A 21421-nucleotide genomic window follows, 5' to 3' on the forward strand; every position below is an offset into this window, starting at 1 on the left:
CGGCAGTTGTCGCAAAACTTCGGCGATTGAAATTTACAGGGCTTACAAGCCTCTGAAATTTATGAAATAGTGCTACGGGGTGATCTTGGATCAGCGAACCTTGAAATTGCGCCGAAAAGGACATTCTACGAACATCTCGTTGCAAAAGTTTTCAGAGATGCACGCATAGGTATCTGATAATTAGATATAAAGTGGCGTTTTATGCCTTTTCCCGTTGAGGGATGTACACATGCGGGATATAGGTCACTTCTCGTTGGATAAGCTGTTAGGATTCTTAAAATTAGAGTATGGATGAAGCAATATGAGCATTCCGTTGTCTGACTTGATGAGTAGAATATCCCCTTCCAACACCGTTCTGTTTTTTGGTGCTGGGTCGTCGATACCTTCGCGTGCGCCATCCGTCAATAAAATAATATCGACCTTGTCCAGAAAGCATAATATTGATTCCGAAGGGTTTAGCCTAAGCGAAGTTTCCAGTATTGCTGAACATAAATCTTCCCGAAGAGACCTGATCAGAACTCTCAGAAGTCTTTTTGATGGTCTCTCTGCCACGGGGGCGATACTTAACCTGCCATTATATGATTGGAAGAATATATACACTACCAACTATGACAACCTGATTGAGCAAGCCTTTGAAAAAAAGGACGTGCCGCTATCTGTCTTTACTTCCAACTTCGATTTTCAGATACAGCGCCACCCTGAATCCGTCAAGCTTTACAAGTTACATGGAACTATTGATAAAGATGTATCTGATGGAGTGCAAAGCAGAGTTGTTATTACCGAAGGTGATTATGATCAGGCGGCAGAATATAGGGATGCACTTTTCGATGCTTTGAAACTGGATCTTAATGGCGCGAGCTTAGTGATAATTGGGTATTCTTTGTCCGACAATCACATAAAAGAAATTGTTAATAGAGCTATTGAAATTAATGGGCGCTCATTTAGCCCCGCTTCAGTATTCTTAGTTTTATATGAAAAGGACGAAAATAGAGCCTCTCTATACGAAAGAAGAGGGATCACAGTTGCTTTTGGTGGTTTAGATGAGTTTTTCCTTGAGCTACAAAAGAAATGCGCAGCAAAAACTTTAGTCTACTCCTCTACGGGCGATCCTCTAGATAAAGCGCCAATTTTACGGCCAATTACGTTAGATGTTTCTCATGAAATTAATAAAGGTGAAAAGAATGCATCGGCAATGTTTCACGGTTGGCCTGCATCCTATGCAGATATCAAAGCTAATCTGACCTTTGAGAGAAGTACAGGGCGAGATATCGAAAAGCTTCTACTAAATTCAGATAAGCTGTGTGCCGTAATAGTCGGAGCAAGCGGAACTGGAAAAAGCACACTCTCCCGACAAGTAGTATCCTTTCTCCATGGTAACGGTTTTCGGTGTTGGGAGCATAAGATTGACCACACACTTCTTTCCGATCAGTGGATTTCAGTGGCTAGAGAGCTTTCTAAAACTGGTGAGAAAGGGGTTTTGTTTATAGACGATGCCCATTCTCATTTGGCAGAAATAAATAAACTGGTCGATCTGCTCGTATCCGAAAATCTAGCATCCCTAAAACTGCTTTTTTCATCACCCAGAAGCCAGTGGAATCCAAGGATAAAAACACCAAACATATTTAAGAAGGGAGATCTATTTTATCTCGGTCGTTTAGATGTTTACGAGATTGAAAAACTACTTACCCTTGTGGATTCGAGCTCTGATCTTCAGCCCCTGGTAGAGAGTAGTTTTTCTGGTTTCTCGAGATCTGAAAGGAAACGAAGGCTGGAAGTGAAATGCGAGTCGGAAACGTTTGTATGCCTTAAAAACATATTCGCGTCAGAAAAGTTTGATGACATAGTTCTTAGGGAATTCGCAGAGCTCGGTGCAGAACTTCGGGAAATTTATAGACTTGTAGCTGCAATGGAGTCCTCAGGAATTAAAGTGCATCGCCAGATGATCATCAGGCTTTTAGGAATACCAGCTGAAAATATACAAAGCTCGCTGTCGCAGTTAACGGATATAATCCATGAGTATAGTGTTAGTGAGCGAGAAGGTATTTATGGATGGAAAGGGCGGCACCCGGTCATAATGGAGATTATAACAAAATATAAAATGACGGATTTCTCTGAGTTTTATAGCCTTTTTGAAAAAGTTATAGATAGTTTAGTTCCCACATACGATATTGAGGTTAGAACTATAAAACAGTTGTGTGCATTTGATTCAGGCATTAGCCGGATTCCAGATAAGCACCTTAGAAACAAACTGTTGCGAAAGATGATTTCAAAGGCGCCGGGCGAGCGTATTCCTCGCCATAGATTGATAAGGTATTTGATTGATATTAATGAGCTAGAGAAAGCGGAGACGGAAATTCGCTTATATGAGCACGACTTTCGTTCAGATGGACCAGTTCAACGATTTAAAATAATATTAATGCTTGCTCGTGCTGAGCGAACACCCGGCATCCTTGATGAAGATAGGAGAGCTATTTTAGAAATGGCTAGAGAGCAATCCATTAACTCTGTCGATCGCTATCCCGACAATAAAGACATATTGCGAACATATTGCGATGTCGGAATTGAGTATTTTAAACGAACAGGGGAGATGTTTGTCTTTGATGATGCCATGGAAAAGCTCCGTTCTGCTGAAGGCAGAATTGGTGACCCAGACATAACCAGTATAATTGCAAGATATGAGCGAAGAATATCAGGCATAGAATATGACAACTCATACGAAGAATCGTCCTAACCAGTGCAGGTACGGCGGCGCTCACTACATTGCACCTGCGGCTTCATTCCGTGGGTGCGTATGCTGCATGTGTTATTCCTAAACCTGAATGTCCGCTTTGCGACCGGAGCGGCCAACTTATGATGTCATTGCCATTGATGTTTGACTTCAGTGCTCATCGCTAATAGGCAATCGTAAGGCGACGCTAGATTAGAAAAATGTTGCTGGCTGGCTAGCATTGCTCAAGCAGCAACCCTAAGAAATTTGTTGTTGCAAATATGTTGTCGACTTATTTTTCTAAGGCTACGTATATCAACTAAACTCACTCACTCAGCAACGAAAATCGCATATTTCATATTCGTATAATCCAGTTTGAATCGCAGCAAAGGAGCGAAAGGGCCCAACGAATGGTTACCGCCGAAGGGCCAGTGCGGTTATGTCGCTCGCTTCTTTCGGATTGTGAAAATCTACAAGCTTGAGCCGCGACCGGCAGAGAATGGCTGGATGCGCGCATTCCTGAATGATTGCCGAGGGTGAATACCTGTTACATTGGGAGTAACCGTGTCATCAACGCAGTGAAGGAGTGCGGTTTATGTCTATCAAGCGAATGACTGAAAAAGAACTTCTCGACGGCCTCGACGCCAGGGGCGCCCATGCCGATGAAGTGGCTGAACCTCTCCCACAGGAACTAACTCCACTGGAACGACTCAGGGGATCGGTTAAGCGCTATGATCGACCGACAGATCCTGTTTGGGATGATTACTTTGATACTGGCGAAGGAGTGAGTGACGATTTCGTGGAAGATCGAGATCAGCCATCACCGACCTCAGATAAAGAATAAGGGCAATGGCCGCTCCCTACATCACTGGGATGACCGCTCTTTGCCTCTTTCATCCGGGGCGGACTCACAAGCCCTTTTGGCATTCGGCTGGATCACCTGATAGGTGGCTCATCGCAGGCCAACACTACCCAGACACATCGTCTTTTTTTGGTGATCAAGAGCTCGTTGATTTGTCCGAACTCATGGACAAATGGGGCCTTGAGGCACCGATCTGTATCTGTGCCAGTTACGAGCGAGCCGTTTTTGACATGTTGTACAACCACATTGAACTGAGCAATCAAGTGGTACCAAACGTGCAGCCGTCAGATATTGATGACGCCGTAGATCTCAGTCGTATTTTGGGGTGGGTGAAAGAGTGGGAGCAATCCGACCTACTAAAACACGGGCCTGCCATACGGGCATGGCTAGAAACCAAGCGCAGTTGGTAAACACGCTGTCCAGACTAAGATTGCCAAAGGGTGATGCCCTCACGAGCAATGCATCTCAAAAGGCTTGGGTCAACAGCCCGTGATCCCTCAGGATCTAGCCATTCGGCTTCCCAAACCGGATATGGCCGAATACGGACAGTCGTGTCTAGTAAGATATCATACGCCAGACTCGCTAAGGCAAGCTTCATCTCAACAAATTGTTCGAGCCCTTCTCTCTCTCCGCATAACAAGACGGCCACGTTGGTATCGCTTTCTGCGCTGTAATCACAACGAGCCCCGCTGCCGTATAGCACTAAGCGGACGACATCGAATTCTGTTGAAAGCAGTTCTGCAAATTTCAGAACGGCTTCTCGAAGATCAAGTTGGTTACCCATAACCGGTTGCTCAAGGCCTACCGCAGCGGAGTATTCCCAGTCGATCATGTCCTGAGAAACGGGAGCATCAGGATCACACTGGGCAACCAATTCACTGAGCGTATAAGATTTCCGTTTGGTCATAAGCCCTTTCCTATCTCAATCGTCCGCGGCGGCTAATAATCACCACTGCGGACTCAGTCTTGCTTTCTTTCCCAGAAAAATCACCTCGGGCTCTGTATTCGCCGTCCCATTCCTGAGCATTGCGATACCGGCACACCTCCTGAGACTCCAGCGCAACAATGTCGCCATAGCCCGATTCGTAACCCTCTACAAGCACAGGCGAGTGCGGTGGCAACGATTTCAGCTGTTCTATCAGTTCTTCCACGGTCATCGTTGGGCCCCCAGTATCATTCAATATCTAACACTATCGGTGGGTTTGTAGGCTCATATCGAGCGGTGCAGGTACTGGCGTTAACCAACCGAGCCTTGCCCAGAAGATACTCTCCGTATCCTTCGTGAATGTGGCCGAAAATATGCGCTTTCAGCGACAATTGCCTGATTCGATAGAGCAGGTCTTCGCACCCAACATTCTGGCATCGGAATCCCATTTGTACCTCATCTCCAATGCCCTTTGGCGGGCCGTGAGTAATGAGCACATCGGTGTTTTCAGGAATTTGCTCCCAGTGATTGTGGAGAGCCTGACCGCGATCCAGCATGAACGCCCAGTCTAAAAATGTTGGTGTCCAGGGGGAGCCCCAGAATCGAACACCCTCGATTTCAACGCCGCTATCCTCAAGATAGGTGGCATTTGTCAGTGCATCCCTCGCCAACTCCGGCGCTTCCTGAAATACCCAGTCATGGTTGCCGGCAATCAAAATCTTGTGGCGATGGGGTAGGGTACCTAGCCAGTCATTGAGGTTTTCGACATTCTCCAAGGTACCCGCGCCGAGGCAGTCGCCAGAATGGATTAATACATCACCTTCTGGAATCTCAGGAATTCGATGATGCAGGCTGTGGGTGTCAGAAATACAAACGAGTCTCAAGACCATTCTCCAAAAATAACTGCCGATCTAGGTTGCACTTTCCTTACAGAAAAAGCTCCACCTCGTGTGTTCTAAACGCGAGCAAATGCCTACAGTTCATTCAGGTCGATTCGAATGCTTGGCTCTGCGTCTCTGTCTTTCACAATCGCGACCAGGTCCCGATCGTCTGCCGCCATATCACACATCAATAGCTCTTTTTCCAGAGCCCAGTTCATATACGGCATTAATCGAACCATATTACGGGCATCATCGACGCCGCGATGGTGGTGTCCCTCGACTGTTAGACCGTGAAATGCCAGAGCATGAATCATTCCGCTCTTCCTTTTTTGCCCTGTCGTTTGGCGCCATATCCGCTTTAGATTCAGGTGCGGGAAGCGCATGAAAACCGGGGCGCATCCGTACTCCTGGCCAGAAGCCTGGATGTGGAGGCGGTCGTAGTTGCCCCAACTGCACCAGATAAAGTCGTCATGAGGTTGCCCCAGCCACGCATCGCTCATCCGACACGCTTCTAAAAACGTTGGAGCGGCGTCAACCATAGATTGAGTAATGCTGGTTAGCGATGTACAGAATTCGCTTAGTTTTGTGTTCACCGTTGGTCTTACCAGAAATGACTGGCTATCCAGCAATTTGCCATTTCGGTCGGAGAGGGCGCAGCCAAACTCGATGATTTCCATATTTTCGGTATTCTGGGGTTCGCCGGTTGGAGTTGTTCGGTTCTCCCAACACGTTGCCTCCAGATCGACAATCAACAGAGGACGGTTATCCATACGATGATCAGCTCCTAACCCAGTCAAAAACCTCTTTAGCTTCCAATAGGGTAATAATTCCGGTTTGCTCCTGAATGTCCACCCGATATCGAATTCTCAAAATCTTACGGCCTTTGCTCTAGATGAACCGAGATAAGATGCAAAACGCTATCTAGTTCGCCTCGTTTCAGCATTTTGAGTGGCGTATCGTCGGTATGCTCTGGGTTATATCTCACCAACAAAAACAGGATAAGTTCTTCTGGCGCCCAGGACGATGTTTCAAGCAGAACAGCTTGAAGCCCTGCAAGTACTTGTCCGTTGGGTTCATCAAACTGAAACCGAGGAAAGCTTAGCTCTCCCGCAGCCGTGCGTCGAGCAATCAGCGTGTTTTGCTGTACGCGCTTTCTGACGACCTCTTTGCTGGTCTCTAGCAGTTGCGTCACCCACCCAGTCGATGCGAACCCGCCCACATTCTCAACCAGATTCTGGAACCGTTCGGCACCTAGGAAAAGTAGGTCATCCATACAATGTTCGCCTCCCAACTCAATCGATAATTTCGATGGCTCGCAACAGAATGATGTTCCCAATTTGCGACCAAGCACCATTCCAACCCCGAGTGTCTTTCTGAGCCAATTCAGTTTTACCAATACGATTAATACTGAAACGCTGTAGCTACCGGAGCAAGCTTTTTAACGGAATAAACCTTGATGCTCTTCTTTCCTTTCATTCCTTTCTTTCTTTGTTTCTTTCTTTTTATCTATAATCAGAGTGATTATTTTTGGAGAATTCATAATGCGGCCAGCTGAAATTGCGAATCAAGAGATTATTGATGCAGGTAAAAAGCTGCAAACTACTGGCAAGAACATTACCGGATATGGGCTTCGCCGTATTCTTGGCGCGGGAGACCCCAAACGCCTGAAGTCTGTCTGGGACGAATACGCCAGTAAAGGGAAAGCGAACAAGAATGCTGATCTACGCTTACCTGCCGAGCTAGAGGATCTAGTTACCGAGCTTGAAAACAATCTCATAGAACAAGTTAGACCGCTAACGGTTCAACTCTATGAAGGTGCATTGAAGGCAGCGCAAAGGCAGGTTTCAGAGACCTCCCGCGAGCTCAAACAACTGCGCTCAGAAATGGAAGCCGAGATTCTGGATGCTAGCACCATCATTGAAGAGCTGGAGCAACGACTGGCAGAGACTACGCAGCGGCTTCAAGAATCGGCGGTAGAGTTAAAGCAAGTGGACAAGGCTCGTTATCAGTTTGAGCGACAAGCAATTACCTTAGAGGCTGAGGTAAGGCAGCTCAGAGAAAACTCAACGTATGAAGAGTTAATGAAGCGAATTCTTGCGCTTGAAAGCAAAGGAAAGAATGGTTGACCACTGTTCCACATCTGAGTGGAGGTGGTCGGGGAAGATCGCCGATTGGGCTTTACGATTTCTGGATGAAATTGCGTTACAGAGGAAAAGTGCAGGTGGTATCTTCAGGGCAAATCGAAGCCAGGCCTCTCCCTGGCGTGTCACACCACTATGCAGGTGTCGCGCTCGCCTGGCATCCATGCCGGCGGTGAGTTCAGGTCGTCCTGACCAGCGAACTCCTGAACATAATAGGTATTGACGGCAATAATTTCTGAGCAAAGGATCACACGATCCGATCCTCGAACAGGGACAGAATTTCACTCCAATAATGATTACTCATAGAAAGCTCAGTTGTTTCCTTTTGCCCTGTTTGTCCAGATCCAGAGAGCCATGCGCCAGTCGCATCGATACTGAAGCCCCAGTCGGTAGCCTCATCGTCTTCAGCGACAACCGCATACTCCGAAGCGTCATCCGCATTTTGCTTTGACGATCTCGATGAAAACGAAACCACGTTTTGCTCTGGAAGGTCGTCATTAATTCTGCGTGCGAATTCTGTCAGGCTCGATTCTGCAAGTACGTAGAGCCAGCCTCCAACTTCAGGAGGCTCGCCCGCTTGGCGCCGGAGAATTCTGCCGAGAACCTGCCGAAAATGCAGTTCGGTCCGAATTCTACTGAGGTGACAACACACTTGGAGTCGAGGGATGTCAGTTCCTTCACTAATCATCCCTACAGAAATGATCCATCGATCAGAGGAGGTCCTGAAGTTGTTGATTATTTGGTGAGCTTCCGGAGTGCGACAAGTGACAACGACAGGTCTCTCGCCTAGCGCTGAAAGTCTGTCCGCAATCTGCCCTGCGTGTGCCACCGTCGCTGCTACGACCAACCCAGCTGCATTAGGTACCTCATGCCGAATCTCTGATAGCTTTTTCGATGCCTCAGAAAGAGTGTGGTCGATCACCTCGTCCCGAAAAAGAAAATCGGGGTAAGAAATATGACCCTGCTTGATAGTGTCTCGGATACTGGAATAGGTTTTAAGGCCGAGTTCAGATGAATTCAGGTGGATCTCTCGATTGTCAGTGAGCACGATATTTGGAGCTCGGCACACTCCGTCGATAACAGCCCGTTGCAGACCATATTCGTAGTCAGAATGCAGCTCGCCGTCCGGTTGGGTATATCGAGCGAGAACGATAGGATTGTCGTCCGTTCTCCAGGGCGTTCCGGATAGAGCGATTGTGAAGGATGCCTTTCCCTGAATTCTATCGAGAATGATCCTCCCCCAACTGTTCCCAATAGAGAATTCGTCCCAGCTACTGCCAGAGCAATGATGGATCTCATCCAATACTACGAGGACTCGATGGTCGCTCAACACTCGCCAAAGCTCACTGGGGAGCGTACTCATCGACTGATAGGTGTAGGACCCACCAGCAGCACCAATTTGTCCGTTGAAGCTTTTCCCGAGGATCTGGCTAAAAGTTTTGGCGACACTTTGTGCTACCGCCCTAGAGGGTGAAAAACATACGACAAAATCGATGTCGCCGCGTTCGAAGAGTGCCTTAGCTACAGATGCGACCATTACGGTTTTCCCGGCCGCGGGTGTCGCATGACATAGAAAGTGGGACTGGCGTTCAAAAGATCTCAGAGCCTGAGTAATGCACTCACTCTGCCACGCGCGCAACTGCATCATGAGGGAAAGCCAATTTTTGTGATCACGGACTCGACAGCGCGCAGTTGACCCAGGAGTTTCGTGCTCTTCTCTCGAGACTCCAGATATTGCTCCTTCACGGCCCCTCGAAGCGCTGGGTATTTGTTATAAAGTCGTTGGTATTCTTCCGCTTCACCAATGCTGGCGACAAGCTCGATTCGCCTTTGAGAGAGCTCTTCTTGCAGCGCTCGCTGTGTCTTAACATCCATCGGTGACTCAACATGAGGGTCACTGGTTTCGAACGGCGAGGGCCTGGTCTCGATCTCAACACTTGAATGTTCTGGACAGAAGATAAATTTGCACCCACGGCCTGTGGATCCGCCATGCCGTTCAATCACCCTGGCCAATTCAAGTCGCAGAAGTTCTCTATAGACATGCTTACGGAGTTGATTGCGACCCGGTCGCTGCCCTTCAGGAATTTGAAGGATGTAGAGATCCCGAATATCGGTAGTAGAGAAAGGGGTGCCTGCTTGCTTTCGCAATAGTTCGATCAGTGTGTTGTCGACTTGCAGTGACTGTGACTTTTCCATCCGAAGGCCCAGTTGGTCTTTGGGTCGAGTTGGTCGACCCTGAAAAATGGGTAGTATATGCCGTGGCCTGTTATGCCTCAAGAAACCATAGTCTTGCTTTTTGTAAGGGCAAGATATGGGCTCACCAATTTGTGAGGCGTTTGGCCAGAATCTGCGGGCTATTCGAAAATCGAAGGGGTTTTCACAAGAGCGATTGGCGCATGAAGCAGGGGTCGATAGAAGCTATCTGGGAAAGGTTGAGCGAGGGGAAGTTAACATCACAATCGAAAAGATTTATTTACTAGCTGAACAACTACAATGTGCGCCGAGTGATCTCGTACCCAATAAACCACCATTGAATAAATGAGGCTGTTACAACATTTATGAAGGTTCAACCAATCACACTTAGCCAACAAACCTAATGCCCTTTCAGCTGATCAGAAAGCAATAGACGAACGTTAGTCCACATTTATCAGACAAGACTTAAAGTGGTGGTTACAGTTTTATGAGTACAAAACATGGTCTATATTTCCTGCTGACAGCCCGGCATTATCTGGCGGGAACTGGGTACATTGAACGTTGCGGGAGTATAACATTCTGATTCGGAGAAAAGAGACCCATCTAAACAGATCCAAAGCCGTCGTGATGCGGGATTTTTTTGTGCCGGATCTGTGTCGGGTGCGCTCTGTATTTATGCTGCTCATCACCAGCGAATTAATGGTGCTGGTACTGGCCATTGTTCAGGCAAGCGACGGCTGGATTGACTGGAACTATTTCGCGCTCCTGTCATTATTTGTGCAGTGGACGACCCTTACCAGCGCCGCGCTGATCTGCCTTTTGCGCTCGCGGCTAGCCAAGCTGTCTGTAGCCCGGGCTACCCTTGCCATTGCTTTTATCGTGCTATTGGATGTGCTGGCATTCAGTCTGTTCGCCGACAGTGTTTTACATCCGCAACCGGGTATCATCGGCTGGCAAGCTATTGCCAAGAAGCTACTTCTGGCGCTACTTATTGTTCTGATGGTACTGCGTTATTTCTATTTGCAGCACCAATGGCAACAGCAGCGAGAAGCAGAAATGCAAGCGCACCTAACAGCGCTGCAAGCGCGCATACAACCGCACTTTTTATTCAACAGCATGAACACCATCGCCAGCCTTATCGCCACAGACCCCGAGTTGGCAGAAGACGCTGTTCTGGACTTATCCGAGCTCTTTCGCGCCAGCTTACGCACCGGCGACCGGCTTATCCCGCTCGCAAAGGAGCTAGATCTCTGCAAACGCTATCTTGCCATTGAGTCTCTGCGCCTTGGCCCGCGCCTGAAACTGGAATGGCATATTGCCGACGGCTTGGAGCGCCAGGCAATTCCTCCTCTAACGCTTCAGCCACTGGTTGAGAATGCGGTGTATCACGGCATACAGCCACGACCGGAGGGCGGCATCGTACGCATCGAAGCAGAAGAGCGCGGTAACTTTGTGTATTTATTGGTACAAAACCCCAAACCCAAAGACGATTGCGACCAGCACAAGGGTAACCGCATGGCCTTGAGCAACATTCAGGCACGACTGCACGCACTGTTTGGAGAGGCTTCCGTTTTGAAACACAGCCATCAGGGAGAGGTTTACACGGTGACCTTAAGGCTGCCAAAAACCATACAGCACTCATGACTAAACAGAAGATACTCATCGCTGATGATGAGCCTTTGGCCCGGCAACGTCTCAGGCGCTTGGTCGAGAGCATGCCGGAATATCAGGTATGCGGTGAAGCCGGTGATGGTGAGGCGACACTTGCGAAAGTTGCCGAGCTGCACCCAGACATTCTATTGCTGGATATACGAATGCCCGGTATGGATGGAATGGAGGCCGCCGCAAATCTGAGCCAACTCAACAATCCACCAGCGATTATTTTCTGCACCGCTTACGACAACTACGCCATTCAAGCATTCGATGTGCAAGCCGTGGCCTACCTGCTCAAACCTGTGCGCAAGGACGCACTTGCTGAGGCGCTGGGCCGCGCCGGTCGGGTCAATCGGGTACAAATACAAACGCTTTCCGCCAGCATCGCGGGGAATAACACGAATCGTGAAACAGCCGAAGAAGAGCAACTGGCAGTGCGTACCCACAGGGGTACCGAGCTGATTGATATAGCCGGGATCCGCTATTGTCAGGCCGATCAAAAATACGTGACCATTCACCATTCCCGTGGTGAGACCGTTTCCGACTACACCTTGAAAGAACTGGAAAGCGCTTACCCAAGCCAGCTGCTTAGGATTCACCGCAACACGCTAGTGGGTGTGCGCTTCATACAGGCTTTGCGCCGAACACCGGATGGCCACAATCTATTGCAACTAAGAGATGATCTGGGCGAACTACCAGTAAGCCGCCGACACTCCAGCAACGTGCGCCAATGGCTTCAGGGTCTGCAAAGCTAGGGTCCCACGGGACTTTTTCGGCGCCACAGGGTAACCTTGGCGAACATTTTTCAGAATCGACAGTGAGCATCATGTCTAAACGAACCCTTCGTGTCGCAACCCGCAGCAGTGCCTTGGCGCTGTGGCAGGCAGAATTTATCAAGGCCGAGTTGGAACGGCTCCACGACAACGTGGTTGTTGAGCTGGTAAAGATCAAAACTCAGGGCGATAAAATCCTTGATGTGCCACTCGCCAAGATCGGCGGCAAAGGCCTGTTTGTGAAAGAGCTGGAAGAGGCCATGCTTGATGGCCGCGCAGACCTCGCCGTGCACTCGATGAAGGATGTGCCCATGGCCTTCCCCGAGGGTCTGGGGCTGGTTGCAATCTGTGAACGGGACGACCCGACCGACGCCTTCGTTAGCAACCAATACGCTAACGTTGACGCCCTTCCCCAAGGCGCAATAGTTGGCACCGCCAGCCTGCGCAGGGAATCCCAGCTCCGGGCTTACAGACCCGATCTGGAAATTCGAGTGCTACGGGGCAATGTTAATACCCGTCTGGCAAAGTTGGACGCCGGCGATTACGACGCCATTGTGCTAGCCAGCTCTGGCTTAAAGCGTCTGGGCTTTCATGACCGGATTCGTTACTCCATGCCAGACACCGTATCTCTACCCGCCGTGGGTCAAGGTGCCCTTGGTATCGAATGTCGGCTCAATGATGACGAGCTTCGGGCGATGCTTGAGCCGCTGAACCATGCGGACACAGCCGATCGGGTAAAAGCTGAAAGAGCTCTTAACCGTCGCCTTGAAGGTGGCTGCCAAGTGCCTATCGCTGCTTATGCGCTGCTGGAAGACGACGACACACTGTGGCTGCGTGGATTGGTTGGTGCCGTTGATGGCACTCAAATACTCCGGGTTGAAGGCCGGGCACCCCGTGCTGAAGGCGAGCGCTTGGGCCGTGAACTGGCAGAAGACCTTTTAGCATTGGGCGCAGACAAAGTGCTGGCTGAAATTTATGGTCACACTCCCCGCTGATTCCTGCAGTCTGGCTGGCCGACGCGTTCTGATATGTCGGCCAGAGCCGGAAGCGTCCCGGTTGGCTCGGCAGTTCCAAGCTGTCGGTGCTGAAGTGCATGTGTTTCCGTTGGTTGAGAGAGAGCCCCTCTCCGAAACTCCGGAACGGCGCAGCACTCTCCTTAGCCTTGATGAATTTTCCCACGTCATTGCTGTTAGCCCATACGCAGCCCGCCTTTTGCTAGACGAACTCGATACCTGGTGGCCTCAACTACCTGTTGGGCTAAACTGGTATGGCGTGGGGGCTGGCACAGCCAAAGCTCTTGCAGAGTATGGGTTGAATCCCCGCAAACCAGATGAAGGCTGGACCAGTGAAGCCTTGCTCAATTTGCCCTCTTTGGCGCATTTTGAAGGAGAGCGTGTTCTGGTTGCCAGAGGCGAGGAAGGCCGGGAGCTAACCCGGAAAACGCTTGAGGCGCGCGGTGCACGCGTCACTGTGATGCCGCTTTATCGCAGATTCTGTCCAAACTACACACCCGCACAGATCCACAATGCACTGGAAGAGTTTGCACCGGACGCCATTATTGCGCTCTCCGGAGAAACCCTGAACAATCTCATCGCACTATGTTCGAATTGCAGCCATAATCTATACGATAGCCCCGTTATTGTACCCGCCCGGCGTATTGCCGATCAGGCCCGTGCAGCGGGATTCAATGCTCCGTGTATACCAGTAAGCCTTGCCGACAACGACATTGTGGCCGCCGTAGCAGAACAGTTGACCGGCCGCGACGGTGGCACCGGAAGAGCTAAGTAAGGACGCCCGTGACTGAAACAACAAAACAATTACCCGCACCGATTGCCAAAGAACAACCCACACGGCAGAAAGTCTGGCCAGTCTGGGTTATCTCCATCATTGCATTGATCAGTGTTGCCGTACTGGCGTTGTGGAACTGGCAACAATGGAACGGACACCAAACGACAGCGCAGGCGCTGAAAAGCCTACAACAGGATACCGCGCAACTCGAAAGCCTGTATGGCGACAGGGGTGGGCAGCAGAGCCAACGCTTGCAAGCTCTGGAAGATAAGCTGGCGTCCCAACGCGAGCTGATTGCTACCCAGCAGCGGCAAATCGATCACAATGCCCGCGAGCTGCTTGAAGCTGGTAACCGCACTCGCACCGACTGGTTGTTGGCAGAGGCGGAATACCTGCTACGCATTGCGAACCAGCGCTTAATGATAGAGAAAGACATTCGTGGAGCTTTGTCTGCCCTTGAAGCCGCAGACGACGTACTGACTGAATCGGACGACATCGGCGTCTACCCGGTACGCCAGCAGCTCGCGCGCGAGATCCTATCGCTTAAAGGTATTAGTAGCGTCGACAGAACCGGACTTTACCTTACTCTTGAAGCCGCCATCGACAGCGTACACCAGCTTACCGATCAAGCTCTTATTAGTGAACAGGCGCCCGGGTTTGTCGGTCATTCACAGCCCGGAGCAGAAGCCGAAGAAGGCGGTGAGCCGGGCATGCTGATAAGAGGCTGGAGAAAGTTCAAGTCTACCTTGATGCAGGTCGTTGTCGTTCGTCGCCTTGACGAGTCGGTAAAACCGCTTCTGTCGCCGGACCAAAGCGCCTATGCTCGCCTAAACCTGCAACTGATGCTCGAAGAAGCCGAAATGGCAGTGCTCAGGGGCAACCAACCATTGTATGAGCGAGCCCTCGTCAAAGCGCAAGCTGCGGTTGAAGACTGGTACGATGCAAGCAACCCACGGGTAAGCGCCCTCACTAAAACCCTTGGTGAACTGAGCACCCGTAACGTCGCTCCAGACCTACCTGATATCAGCAAATCTCTGGATCTGCTCAAAGAGCGACTTTCAGGCCGTCTCAGCAATAGCAACGGCAACAGCGAAGCAAATGGAGGCCGCGATTCATGATCCGCCTGCTTCTGATCGTTCTGTTCGCCCTGCTTATCGGCACCGCGCTCTCCCTCGGTCTGCAGTATGATCTGGGGTACATTCGCATCAGCCTCGGCAAGTATCTGGTAGAAACCAATTTCTGGGTGGGGCTTGCCCTCATTGTCGTTGTGGTTGCACTCATTGTGTTCACGATCAACATGCTCCGCCGCATGCGAGAAGGCACCGGACTGGTGGCCAACTGGTTATCCCGCAGCAAGGAGCGTCGCGCCCGCCGCCGAACCACTAAGGGCTTACTGGCATTGGCGGAAGGTAACTGGCCAAGAGCCCGCAAAATGCTTACCTCGGCAGCTGGCCACGCAGACACACCTCTCATCAACTACTTAGCAGCAGCTCAGGCAGCTTTTGAGTGCAGCGACCACGAGGCTGTCGATGAACTGTTGAGAAAAGCGTATGAGAGCACGCCCGGGTCGGATATGGCCGTGGGTATTACTCAGGCTCAGCTGCAGCTTTCTGGCAACCGTCTGGAGCAGGCGTTGGCAACGCTGGTGCGCTTGCGCAAGCAATCACCGCATCATCCTTTTGTACTCAAACTTCTGAAAAATACTTACCTTCGCCTAGAGGATTGGCGCGAGCTTTCAAAGCTCTTGCCAGAGTTGCGTAAACGCAGTGTGATGCCAGAATCCGAACTCAGCGAGTTGGAGCGTCTGGTATGGCACAACCTGCTGGAGAAAGCCGCCGAGGACTGTCGGCGCCAGCAAAAGGACGATGCCAACGCATCTTTAGAACCGCTCACCCGCCTTTGGGACGAGCTACCGAGCTTTTTGCGTAAAGATGAGAAAACCATTGGTGACTATGCACACCAACTGGCCAGTCTTGGCGATGAAGCCCAGACCGAAACGTTGCTGCGCAAGGTTTTACAAAGCCATTGGAGCGATGAATTGGTTAATCTGTATGGCCGCATAGAAGGCCGCAAACCGGATGAACAGCTTCTCACCGCTGAACAGTGGCTAAAAGACCGCCCCAATAATGCAGAGCTACTATTAGCGCTGGGACGCCTTAGCCTAAGAAATGAGCTGTGGGGCAAAGCCCGGGAGTATTTCGAAACAAGCTTGAAGTTACGCCGCAGCCGGGAAGCTCTAGCAGAGCTAAGCCGTTTAAGTGCTCACATGGGCGAAGAAGAGCTAAGCATCAAACTTATGATGCAGGGATTAGCAACTGATAATGGGCTTCCTAAGCTGCCCATGCCCAGAGCCTAGCCCACCAATACGGCGATTTCTCTTTAAAGTCGGGAACAGCACCTCAATTACGAGGTGCATACTCCAACACATCGGAAAAGAACGCCTCGGGTGGCAGCCCTGCCTCCACCAAGGCATCCATCAGCGTGTATACCATGGTTGGCGACCCACTGGCGTGCACATCCACGTTATTCAAATCCATGCCTGAGGCTAGCACAACCCGCACGAGTTGATCGTGGTGACCACTCCATTCACTGTCATCATCGTCACCTACAACCGGCTGAAAACTGAATTCCGGCCAATCGTTCTCCCACTGCCGAGCCATAGATCTGAGATACATGTCCTCATGGCGGCGCACGCCCCAATACAGTTTCACCGGCTGGGAAAAAGATGTACCTTGCAAATAATCCACCAAGCTTTTCATTTGCGCAAATCCGGTGCCTGCTGCAACCAATAGCAATGGCTTATCCGGGGCGCAGTCCAAACATGCCTTGCCATGGGGCAGCTCCAAACTGACTGTTTGGCCAGATTTTAGCGCATCAATAACCTTTTGCGCCGACACCCATTCGGGAGAAGCCTGAATATGCAGTTCCAGATTTTGCTCTGCAGGGCTACTGGCAATGGAAAAATAGCAAGGCTCAGCGTCCGGAAGGTTAACTGACAAATATTGACCAGCATGAAAAGACAACTCCCGTCGCCGTGGTAACTGAAGCTCCACCCGATATACATCGTGATTGATAGAACTCACATCCACCACGTTTGCCTGAAACTTGCGGGGCTGGTTATTTCCTGCGGCCATAACGGCACTTATCTCCAGTTCAAGGTGATCGAGCGCTGCGGTTCTACACATCATCAGCCGAGCGCCGACCGGAATCGTTTGTTGGTTTCGGGTGTTCAAAGCAGAGCCGCTGAGCAAACGCGCTTCACAGAGCTCGCATACGCCATTTTTGCAGGCAGATGGAACAGCAACGCCTGCACCTGCTGCAGCGCTCAGCAAATCCTTATCAGCGGCCGTCACGTAGCGAATCCCGGACGGCTCAAGGCAAACCTGCCAACGACTGCTATCCATATCAGTCGGGGCGATTAACCGGGGTTTCAATGCCCAGACTGCCCCAGAGCTCATCCACTCGCTGTTTTACAGTGTCTGTCATAGCAATCGGCTCGCCCCACTCGCGGGTCGTTTCACCCGGCCATTTATTGGTGGCATCCATACCCATTTTGGAACCAAGACTAGAAACAGGCGAGGCAAAGTCCAAATAATCAATAGGCGTATTTTCCACCAACAGAGTATCTCGGGCCGGATCCATACGGGTGGTAATAGCCCAGATTACATCTTCCCAATTGCGGGCATTCACATCGTCATCCGTCACAATAACGAACTTGGTGTACATAAACTGACGCAAAAACGACCATACACCCATCATCACGCGCTTCGCATGGCCGGGGTACTGCTTCTTCATGGTTACTACTGCCATGCGGTACGAACAGCCTTCCGGCGGAAGATAAAAGTCCACAATTTCAGGGAACTGCTTCTGCAAGATGGGAATAAACACCTCGTTCAGCGCGACTCCCAGAATGGCAGGTTCATCCGGTGGCCTGCCGGTGTAGGTGCTGTGATAAATCGGGTCTTTGCGGTGGGTAATCCGCTCAACAGTGAACACCGGGAACTCGTCCACTTCGTTGTAATAACCTGTGTGATCTCCAAACGGGCCTTCCGGCGCGTGATCGTCGGGGTAAATAAACCCCTCCAAAACAATCTCTGCACTGGCCGGAACCTGTAAATCACTGAGCCCACACTTTACAAGCTCGGTGCGGCTGCCCCTCAGCAAGCCTGCAAACGCATACTCGGAGAGCGAATCGGGCACTGGCGTTACGGCACCAAGAATCGTGGCCGGGTCGGCGCCGAGGGCGACTGCAACGGGGTAGGGTTTGCCTGGATTCTGTTTCTGGAACTCTTGAAAATCCAACGCGCCACCACGGTGGCTCAGCCAGCGCATGATCAGCCGATTGCGGCCAATCACCTGCTGCCGATAGATCCCGAGATTCTGTCGTTCTTTGTGGGGACCGCGGGTAATCACCAGAGGCCAGGTTACCAGCGGCCCGGCGTCTCCCGGCCAGCAGTGCTGTACGGGTATCTGGTACAGATCGACATTGTCTTTTTCAATCACCACATCCTGACAAGGCGCAGACCTGAGCACTTTTGGGCTCATACGCATAACTTGCCTAAGCAATGGCAACTTCTCGATAGCGTCTTTGAAGCCTTTAGGGGGATCCGGCTCCTTGAGGTAAGCCAACAGCTTGCCGATATCCCGAAGCGCGGTTACGTTTTCCTGCCCCATGCCCAAGGCGACTCTTCTGGTGGTGCCAAACAGGTTGGCAAGCACGGGCATGTCGTAGCCTTTCGGGTTTTCAAACAACAACGCAGGCCCACCTGCCCGCAGTGTGCGGTCGCAGATTTCGGTCATTTCCAAATGGGGGTCTACTTCGACTGAGATGCGTTTCAGCTCGCCCAGTTTTTCCAACTGGTCAATGAAGTCCCGCAGATCGTTGTATTTCATCGTTGGCTCCGTTTCCGGTTAGATTCTAAATACGGAGTTCGCCGCCTTCCAGACTTCTTGCCCGGTGCCAGAACGCAATGAGGGCCTGCTTTCCCAGACACGCCGTGAACCCATCCATGGGGGGCTTGGTCTTGCCATCCATGGCAAGATACAGTCTGGGAAAGCAGGCCCTCACCGCGTTCACGAAATCACCAGTTAACTCAAGGCAAAAGCACAAAAGCTAAACCGTAATCCAATAAAGGCGCGCGCCCAAAATCTGATCGGCCGTACCGGGGACACCCTCCCCGGACTGCGTCTTGCCAAGGATGGTAAGACCAAGCCTACATGGACGTATTCACGGCGTGTCCGGGGAGGGTGTCCCCGGTACGGCCAAACTCAACATCCCAGAGGCGCATAGACTCAACTTCTTAACGGCGCTTCATCGACTGGAAGAACTCATCGTTGGTCTTGGTGTCTTTCAGCTTGTCCAGCAAGAACTCGATGGCCGCAGTATCGTCGTCCATGGAGTGCAACAACTTACGCAGAATCCACACACGCTGAATATCCGCTTCTGTCATCAGCAAATCTTCACGGCGCGTGCCCGAGCTACGAATATTGATGGCAGGATACACACGCTTCTCCGCAATTTTGCGATCAAGGTGGATTTCCATGTTACCTGTGCCCTTGAACTCTTCGTAGATCACTTCGTCCATTTTGGAACCCGTGCTCACCAGAGCCGTCGCAAGAATGGTCAAGCTGCCACCCTCTTCTACATTACGGGCCGCACCAAAGAAGCGCTTAGGCTTTTCCAACGCGTGGGCATCCACACCACCGGTCAGCACCTTGCCCGAAGATGGAATCACCGTGTTGTAAGCACGAGCAAGACGAGTAATGGAATCCAGCAAGATAACCACATCTTTCTTATGCTCAACCAAACGCTTGGCCTTCTCGATGACCATTTCAGCAACCTGAACGTGACGCGCAGGCGGCTCATCAAAGGTGGAGGCAATCACTTCGCCGCGCACGGTGCGCTGCATTTCAGTGACCTCTTCCGGACGCTCATCAATCAACAGAACGATGATGTGGCACTCCGGATGATTGCGCGTAATAGACTGCGCAATGCTCTGCATCAGCAGGGTTTTACCAGCCTTAGGTGGCGATACAATCAAACCACGCTGACCCTTACCGATAGGTGCAACCAGATCCAACACACGGGAAGACAAGTCTTCCGTGCTGCCGTTGCCTGTTTCAAGCGCCATGCGCTCATCGGGAAACAGCGGAGTCAGGTTTTCAAACAGGATTTTGTTGCGGGCGTTATCCGGCTTGTCGAAGTTAATCTCTGCGACTTTCAGCAGGGCAAAATAGCGCTCGCCGTCTTTCGGCGGGCGAATCTTGCCAGCAACCGTATCACCGGTACGCAAGTTAAACCGGCGAATTTGGCTGGGGGAAACGTAAATGTCGTCTGGCCCGGCCAAGTAGGAGGCGTCTGCGGAGCGGAGGAAGCCGAAACCATCCTGCAGAATCTCCAGTACGCCGTCGCCGTAAATGTCTTCGCCGCTTTTGGCATGTTTCTTCAGTATGGTGAAGATAACATCCTGTTTACGCGAACGTGCCAGGTTATCGAGGCCCATCTCTTGCGCGATGTCGAGCAATTCGGGCATGGAGTTCTGCTTGAGTTCAGTAAGATTCATAGGTTATTAGATTTTTCAGGAATGGAATTAAACGGAAGTTGGTATGACAGGGGTGCCCCTGAACAGATTATAAAATTCGTTGTCAAAACAGATGCTGGCCAGATGGAGCAACCGGTGCGGATGTAATCCGGAAAATAACAGAAGCCAGTAGAGTGGGTATAATCGTTCGTAGGGCAAGACCGATAATCTGCTACCTTGCTGGCCAATGTCAAGTGCAGCAGCGAAAATAGAGCTAACTTTTCGGTTGAAACGCCTACAAGCGAGGCTTCTGACCTCCCCCTGATGGGTTACTCCCTTCCATTCCCTACCTCTGATAAGGATACTGGTGCATAGAATTTTTCTGTGATTTTCGGAGCCCGCCCATGAGCAGTGAAAGCACCAGCGAACTCAAACCTCTCAATATCGCCATCCTTACGATTTCCGACACCCGGGGCCCGAACGAGGACTCCTCCGGTCAATTTCTTGAAGACAGCGTACTAGAAGCCGGACATACGCTGATTTCAAGGCGCATTCTCCCGGACGATGTCTACTTAGTGCGCGCGGCCATGTCGGTCTGGATTGCAGATCCGGATGTTCATGCAGTGATCATTACGGGCGGCACGGGCTTCCACGAACGCGACAGTACACCAGAAGCCGTCACACCTCTGCTGGACAAAACGATTGAAGGGTTTGGTGAGGAGTTCCGCCGACAGTCAGCTGCCGAGATCGGCACATCAACCATTCAGTCCCGAGCCTTTGGTGGCCTTGCCAATCATACCGCTATCTTCTGCTTGCCCGGCTCCACCGGAGCATGCCGTACGGGATGGAATGGCATTTTGAAGACGCAACTCGACAGCCGCCATGGCCCTTGCAATTTTTCAGCACTGGTCGGCCGTAAGCCAGAGCGCGCTATAGAGCGCCTGCAGCAGGTTATTGGCACTCGCGCCGAACGTTAA

24 protein-coding genes are annotated in these 21421 nt (G+C 51.0%); 12 read left to right on the forward strand and 12 right to left on the reverse strand.

What is annotated here, in order from left to right; translation table 11 throughout:
* Positions 1-301: 301 nt before the first annotated feature.
* From FE845_RS07130 to FE845_RS18575, 3 genes are all read left to right on the forward strand, one after another.
* A complete protein-coding gene (locus FE845_RS07130) occupies positions 302-2731 on the forward strand; it encodes an SIR2 family protein (protein ID WP_200362902.1) in 2430 nt (809 codons plus the stop codon).
* A 571-nt stretch (positions 2732-3302) separates the two neighbouring features.
* Positions 3303-3551: a hypothetical protein gene (locus FE845_RS07135; protein ID WP_200362904.1), complete on the forward strand. Its 249-nt coding sequence runs from the start codon at positions 3303-3305 to the stop codon at positions 3549-3551.
* A gap of 170 nt (positions 3552-3721) precedes the next feature.
* Complete coding sequence (locus FE845_RS18575; RefSeq protein WP_227714178.1) at positions 3722-3979, forward strand: hypothetical protein; 258 nt, start codon at positions 3722-3724, stop codon at positions 3977-3979.
* 14 nt (positions 3980-3993) lie between these two features.
* Here the strand turns inward: FE845_RS18575 and FE845_RS07145 are convergent, their stop codons facing one another.
* From FE845_RS07145 to FE845_RS07165, 5 genes are all read right to left on the reverse strand, one after another.
* A complete protein-coding gene (locus tag FE845_RS07145; RefSeq protein ID WP_200362908.1) occupies positions 3994-4476 on the reverse strand; it encodes a nucleotidyltransferase domain-containing protein in 483 nt (160 codons plus the stop codon).
* 10 nt (positions 4477-4486) lie between these two features.
* Complete coding sequence (locus FE845_RS07150) at positions 4487-4726, reverse strand: hypothetical protein (protein ID WP_200362910.1); 240 nt, start codon at positions 4724-4726, stop codon at positions 4487-4489.
* 16 nt (positions 4727-4742) lie between these two features.
* On the reverse strand, positions 4743-5378 hold the full coding sequence (locus FE845_RS07155) for a metallophosphatase domain-containing protein (protein ID WP_200362912.1): 636 nt from the start codon (positions 5376-5378) through the stop codon (positions 4743-4745).
* 89 nt (positions 5379-5467) lie between these two features.
* Complete coding sequence (locus FE845_RS07160; protein WP_200362915.1) at positions 5468-6145, reverse strand: 3'-5' exonuclease; 678 nt, start codon at positions 6143-6145, stop codon at positions 5468-5470.
* A 104-nt stretch (positions 6146-6249) separates the two neighbouring features.
* A complete protein-coding gene (locus FE845_RS07165) occupies positions 6250-6648 on the reverse strand; it encodes a hypothetical protein (protein WP_200362917.1) in 399 nt (132 codons plus the stop codon).
* Between the two features lie 268 nt (positions 6649-6916).
* Here FE845_RS07165 and FE845_RS07170 point away from each other — a divergent pair, with 268 nt between their 5' ends.
* Positions 6917-7501 carry a DNA-binding protein gene (locus FE845_RS07170; protein WP_200362919.1) on the forward strand — a complete coding sequence of 195 codons (585 nt, stop codon included), beginning with the start codon at positions 6917-6919 and terminating at the stop codon, positions 7499-7501.
* A 140-nt stretch (positions 7502-7641) separates the two neighbouring features.
* On the opposite strand, the gene FE845_RS18800 is transcribed toward FE845_RS07170, so the two are convergent.
* Genes FE845_RS18800 through FE845_RS07180 form a run of 3 tightly spaced genes read right to left on the reverse strand, consistent with a single transcriptional unit; the run spans position 7642 to position 9712 of the window.
* On the reverse strand, positions 7642-7767 hold the full coding sequence (locus tag FE845_RS18800; protein WP_265091999.1) for a hypothetical protein: 126 nt from the start codon (positions 7765-7767) through the stop codon (positions 7642-7644).
* Positions 7764-9164: a DEAD/DEAH box helicase gene (locus FE845_RS07175; RefSeq protein WP_200362921.1), complete on the reverse strand. Its 1401-nt coding sequence runs from the start codon at positions 9162-9164 to the stop codon at positions 7764-7766. The genes FE845_RS18800 and FE845_RS07175 overlap by 4 nt, the downstream gene beginning before the upstream one ends.
* Complete coding sequence (locus FE845_RS07180) at positions 9161-9712, reverse strand: hypothetical protein (RefSeq protein WP_200362923.1); 552 nt, start codon at positions 9710-9712, stop codon at positions 9161-9163. The genes FE845_RS07175 and FE845_RS07180 overlap by 4 nt, the downstream gene beginning before the upstream one ends.
* Before the next feature lie 115 nt (positions 9713-9827).
* On the opposite strand from FE845_RS07180, the gene FE845_RS07185 reads away from it, so the two are divergent.
* The 7 genes from FE845_RS07185 to FE845_RS07215 all read left to right on the forward strand — a co-directional run bounded on the left by FE845_RS07185 (position 9828) and on the right by FE845_RS07215 (position 16279).
* A complete protein-coding gene (locus FE845_RS07185) occupies positions 9828-10058 on the forward strand; it encodes a helix-turn-helix domain-containing protein (protein WP_200362925.1) in 231 nt (76 codons plus the stop codon).
* A 278-nt stretch (positions 10059-10336) separates the two neighbouring features.
* Positions 10337-11353 (forward strand): sensor histidine kinase, encoded by a 1017-nt coding sequence (locus tag FE845_RS07190; RefSeq protein WP_200362927.1) that lies wholly within the window; start codon positions 10337-10339, stop codon positions 11351-11353.
* Entirely contained in the window at positions 11350-12117 is a 768-nt protein-coding gene (locus FE845_RS07195; RefSeq protein ID WP_200362929.1) for a LytR/AlgR family response regulator transcription factor, read from the forward strand. Before FE845_RS07190 ends, FE845_RS07195 begins: the two co-directional genes overlap by 4 nt.
* Before the next feature lie 71 nt (positions 12118-12188).
* On the forward strand, positions 12189-13130 hold the full coding sequence (gene hemC / locus FE845_RS07200; protein WP_200362931.1) for a hydroxymethylbilane synthase: 942 nt from the start codon (positions 12189-12191) through the stop codon (positions 13128-13130).
* Positions 13111-13923 carry a uroporphyrinogen-III synthase gene (locus tag FE845_RS07205; protein ID WP_200362933.1) on the forward strand — a complete coding sequence of 271 codons (813 nt, stop codon included), beginning with the start codon at positions 13111-13113 and terminating at the stop codon, positions 13921-13923. The genes hemC and FE845_RS07205 overlap by 20 nt, the downstream gene beginning before the upstream one ends.
* 8 nt (positions 13924-13931) lie before the next feature.
* Positions 13932-15041, forward strand: coding sequence for a uroporphyrinogen-III C-methyltransferase (locus FE845_RS07210; protein WP_200362935.1), 1110 nt, complete (start codon positions 13932-13934; stop codon positions 15039-15041).
* A complete protein-coding gene (locus tag FE845_RS07215; RefSeq protein ID WP_200362937.1) occupies positions 15038-16279 on the forward strand; it encodes a heme biosynthesis HemY N-terminal domain-containing protein in 1242 nt (413 codons plus the stop codon). Before FE845_RS07210 ends, FE845_RS07215 begins: the two co-directional genes overlap by 4 nt.
* 43 nt (positions 16280-16322) lie before the next feature.
* On the opposite strand, the gene FE845_RS07220 is transcribed toward FE845_RS07215, so the two are convergent.
* The 4 genes from FE845_RS07220 to rho form a co-directional block, all read right to left on the reverse strand.
* Positions 16323-17327 (reverse strand): FAD-binding oxidoreductase, encoded by a 1005-nt coding sequence (locus FE845_RS07220; protein WP_200362939.1) that lies wholly within the window; start codon positions 17325-17327, stop codon positions 16323-16325.
* Position 17328: 1 nt separating this feature from the next.
* Positions 17329-18816: a 4-hydroxy-3-polyprenylbenzoate decarboxylase gene (gene ubiD / locus FE845_RS07225; protein ID WP_200362941.1), complete on the reverse strand. Its 1488-nt coding sequence runs from the start codon at positions 18814-18816 to the stop codon at positions 17329-17331.
* A gap of 25 nt (positions 18817-18841) precedes the next feature.
* Positions 18842-19000 (reverse strand): hypothetical protein, encoded by a 159-nt coding sequence (locus tag FE845_RS07230; RefSeq protein WP_200362943.1) that lies wholly within the window; start codon positions 18998-19000, stop codon positions 18842-18844.
* A 223-nt stretch (positions 19001-19223) separates the two neighbouring features.
* Positions 19224-20486 (reverse strand): transcription termination factor Rho, encoded by a 1263-nt coding sequence (gene rho / locus FE845_RS07235; protein ID WP_200362945.1) that lies wholly within the window; start codon positions 20484-20486, stop codon positions 19224-19226.
* A 362-nt stretch (positions 20487-20848) separates the two neighbouring features.
* Here rho and moaB point away from each other — a divergent pair, with 362 nt between their 5' ends.
* Positions 20849-21421 carry a molybdenum cofactor biosynthesis protein B gene (moaB, locus tag FE845_RS07240; RefSeq protein WP_200362947.1) on the forward strand — a complete coding sequence of 191 codons (573 nt, stop codon included), beginning with the start codon at positions 20849-20851 and terminating at the stop codon, positions 21419-21421.

Origin of the sequence: Marinobacter sp. 1-4A (assembly GCF_016597725.1) — a bacterium.
Classification (GTDB): domain Bacteria; phylum Pseudomonadota; class Gammaproteobacteria; order Pseudomonadales; family Oleiphilaceae; genus Marinobacter.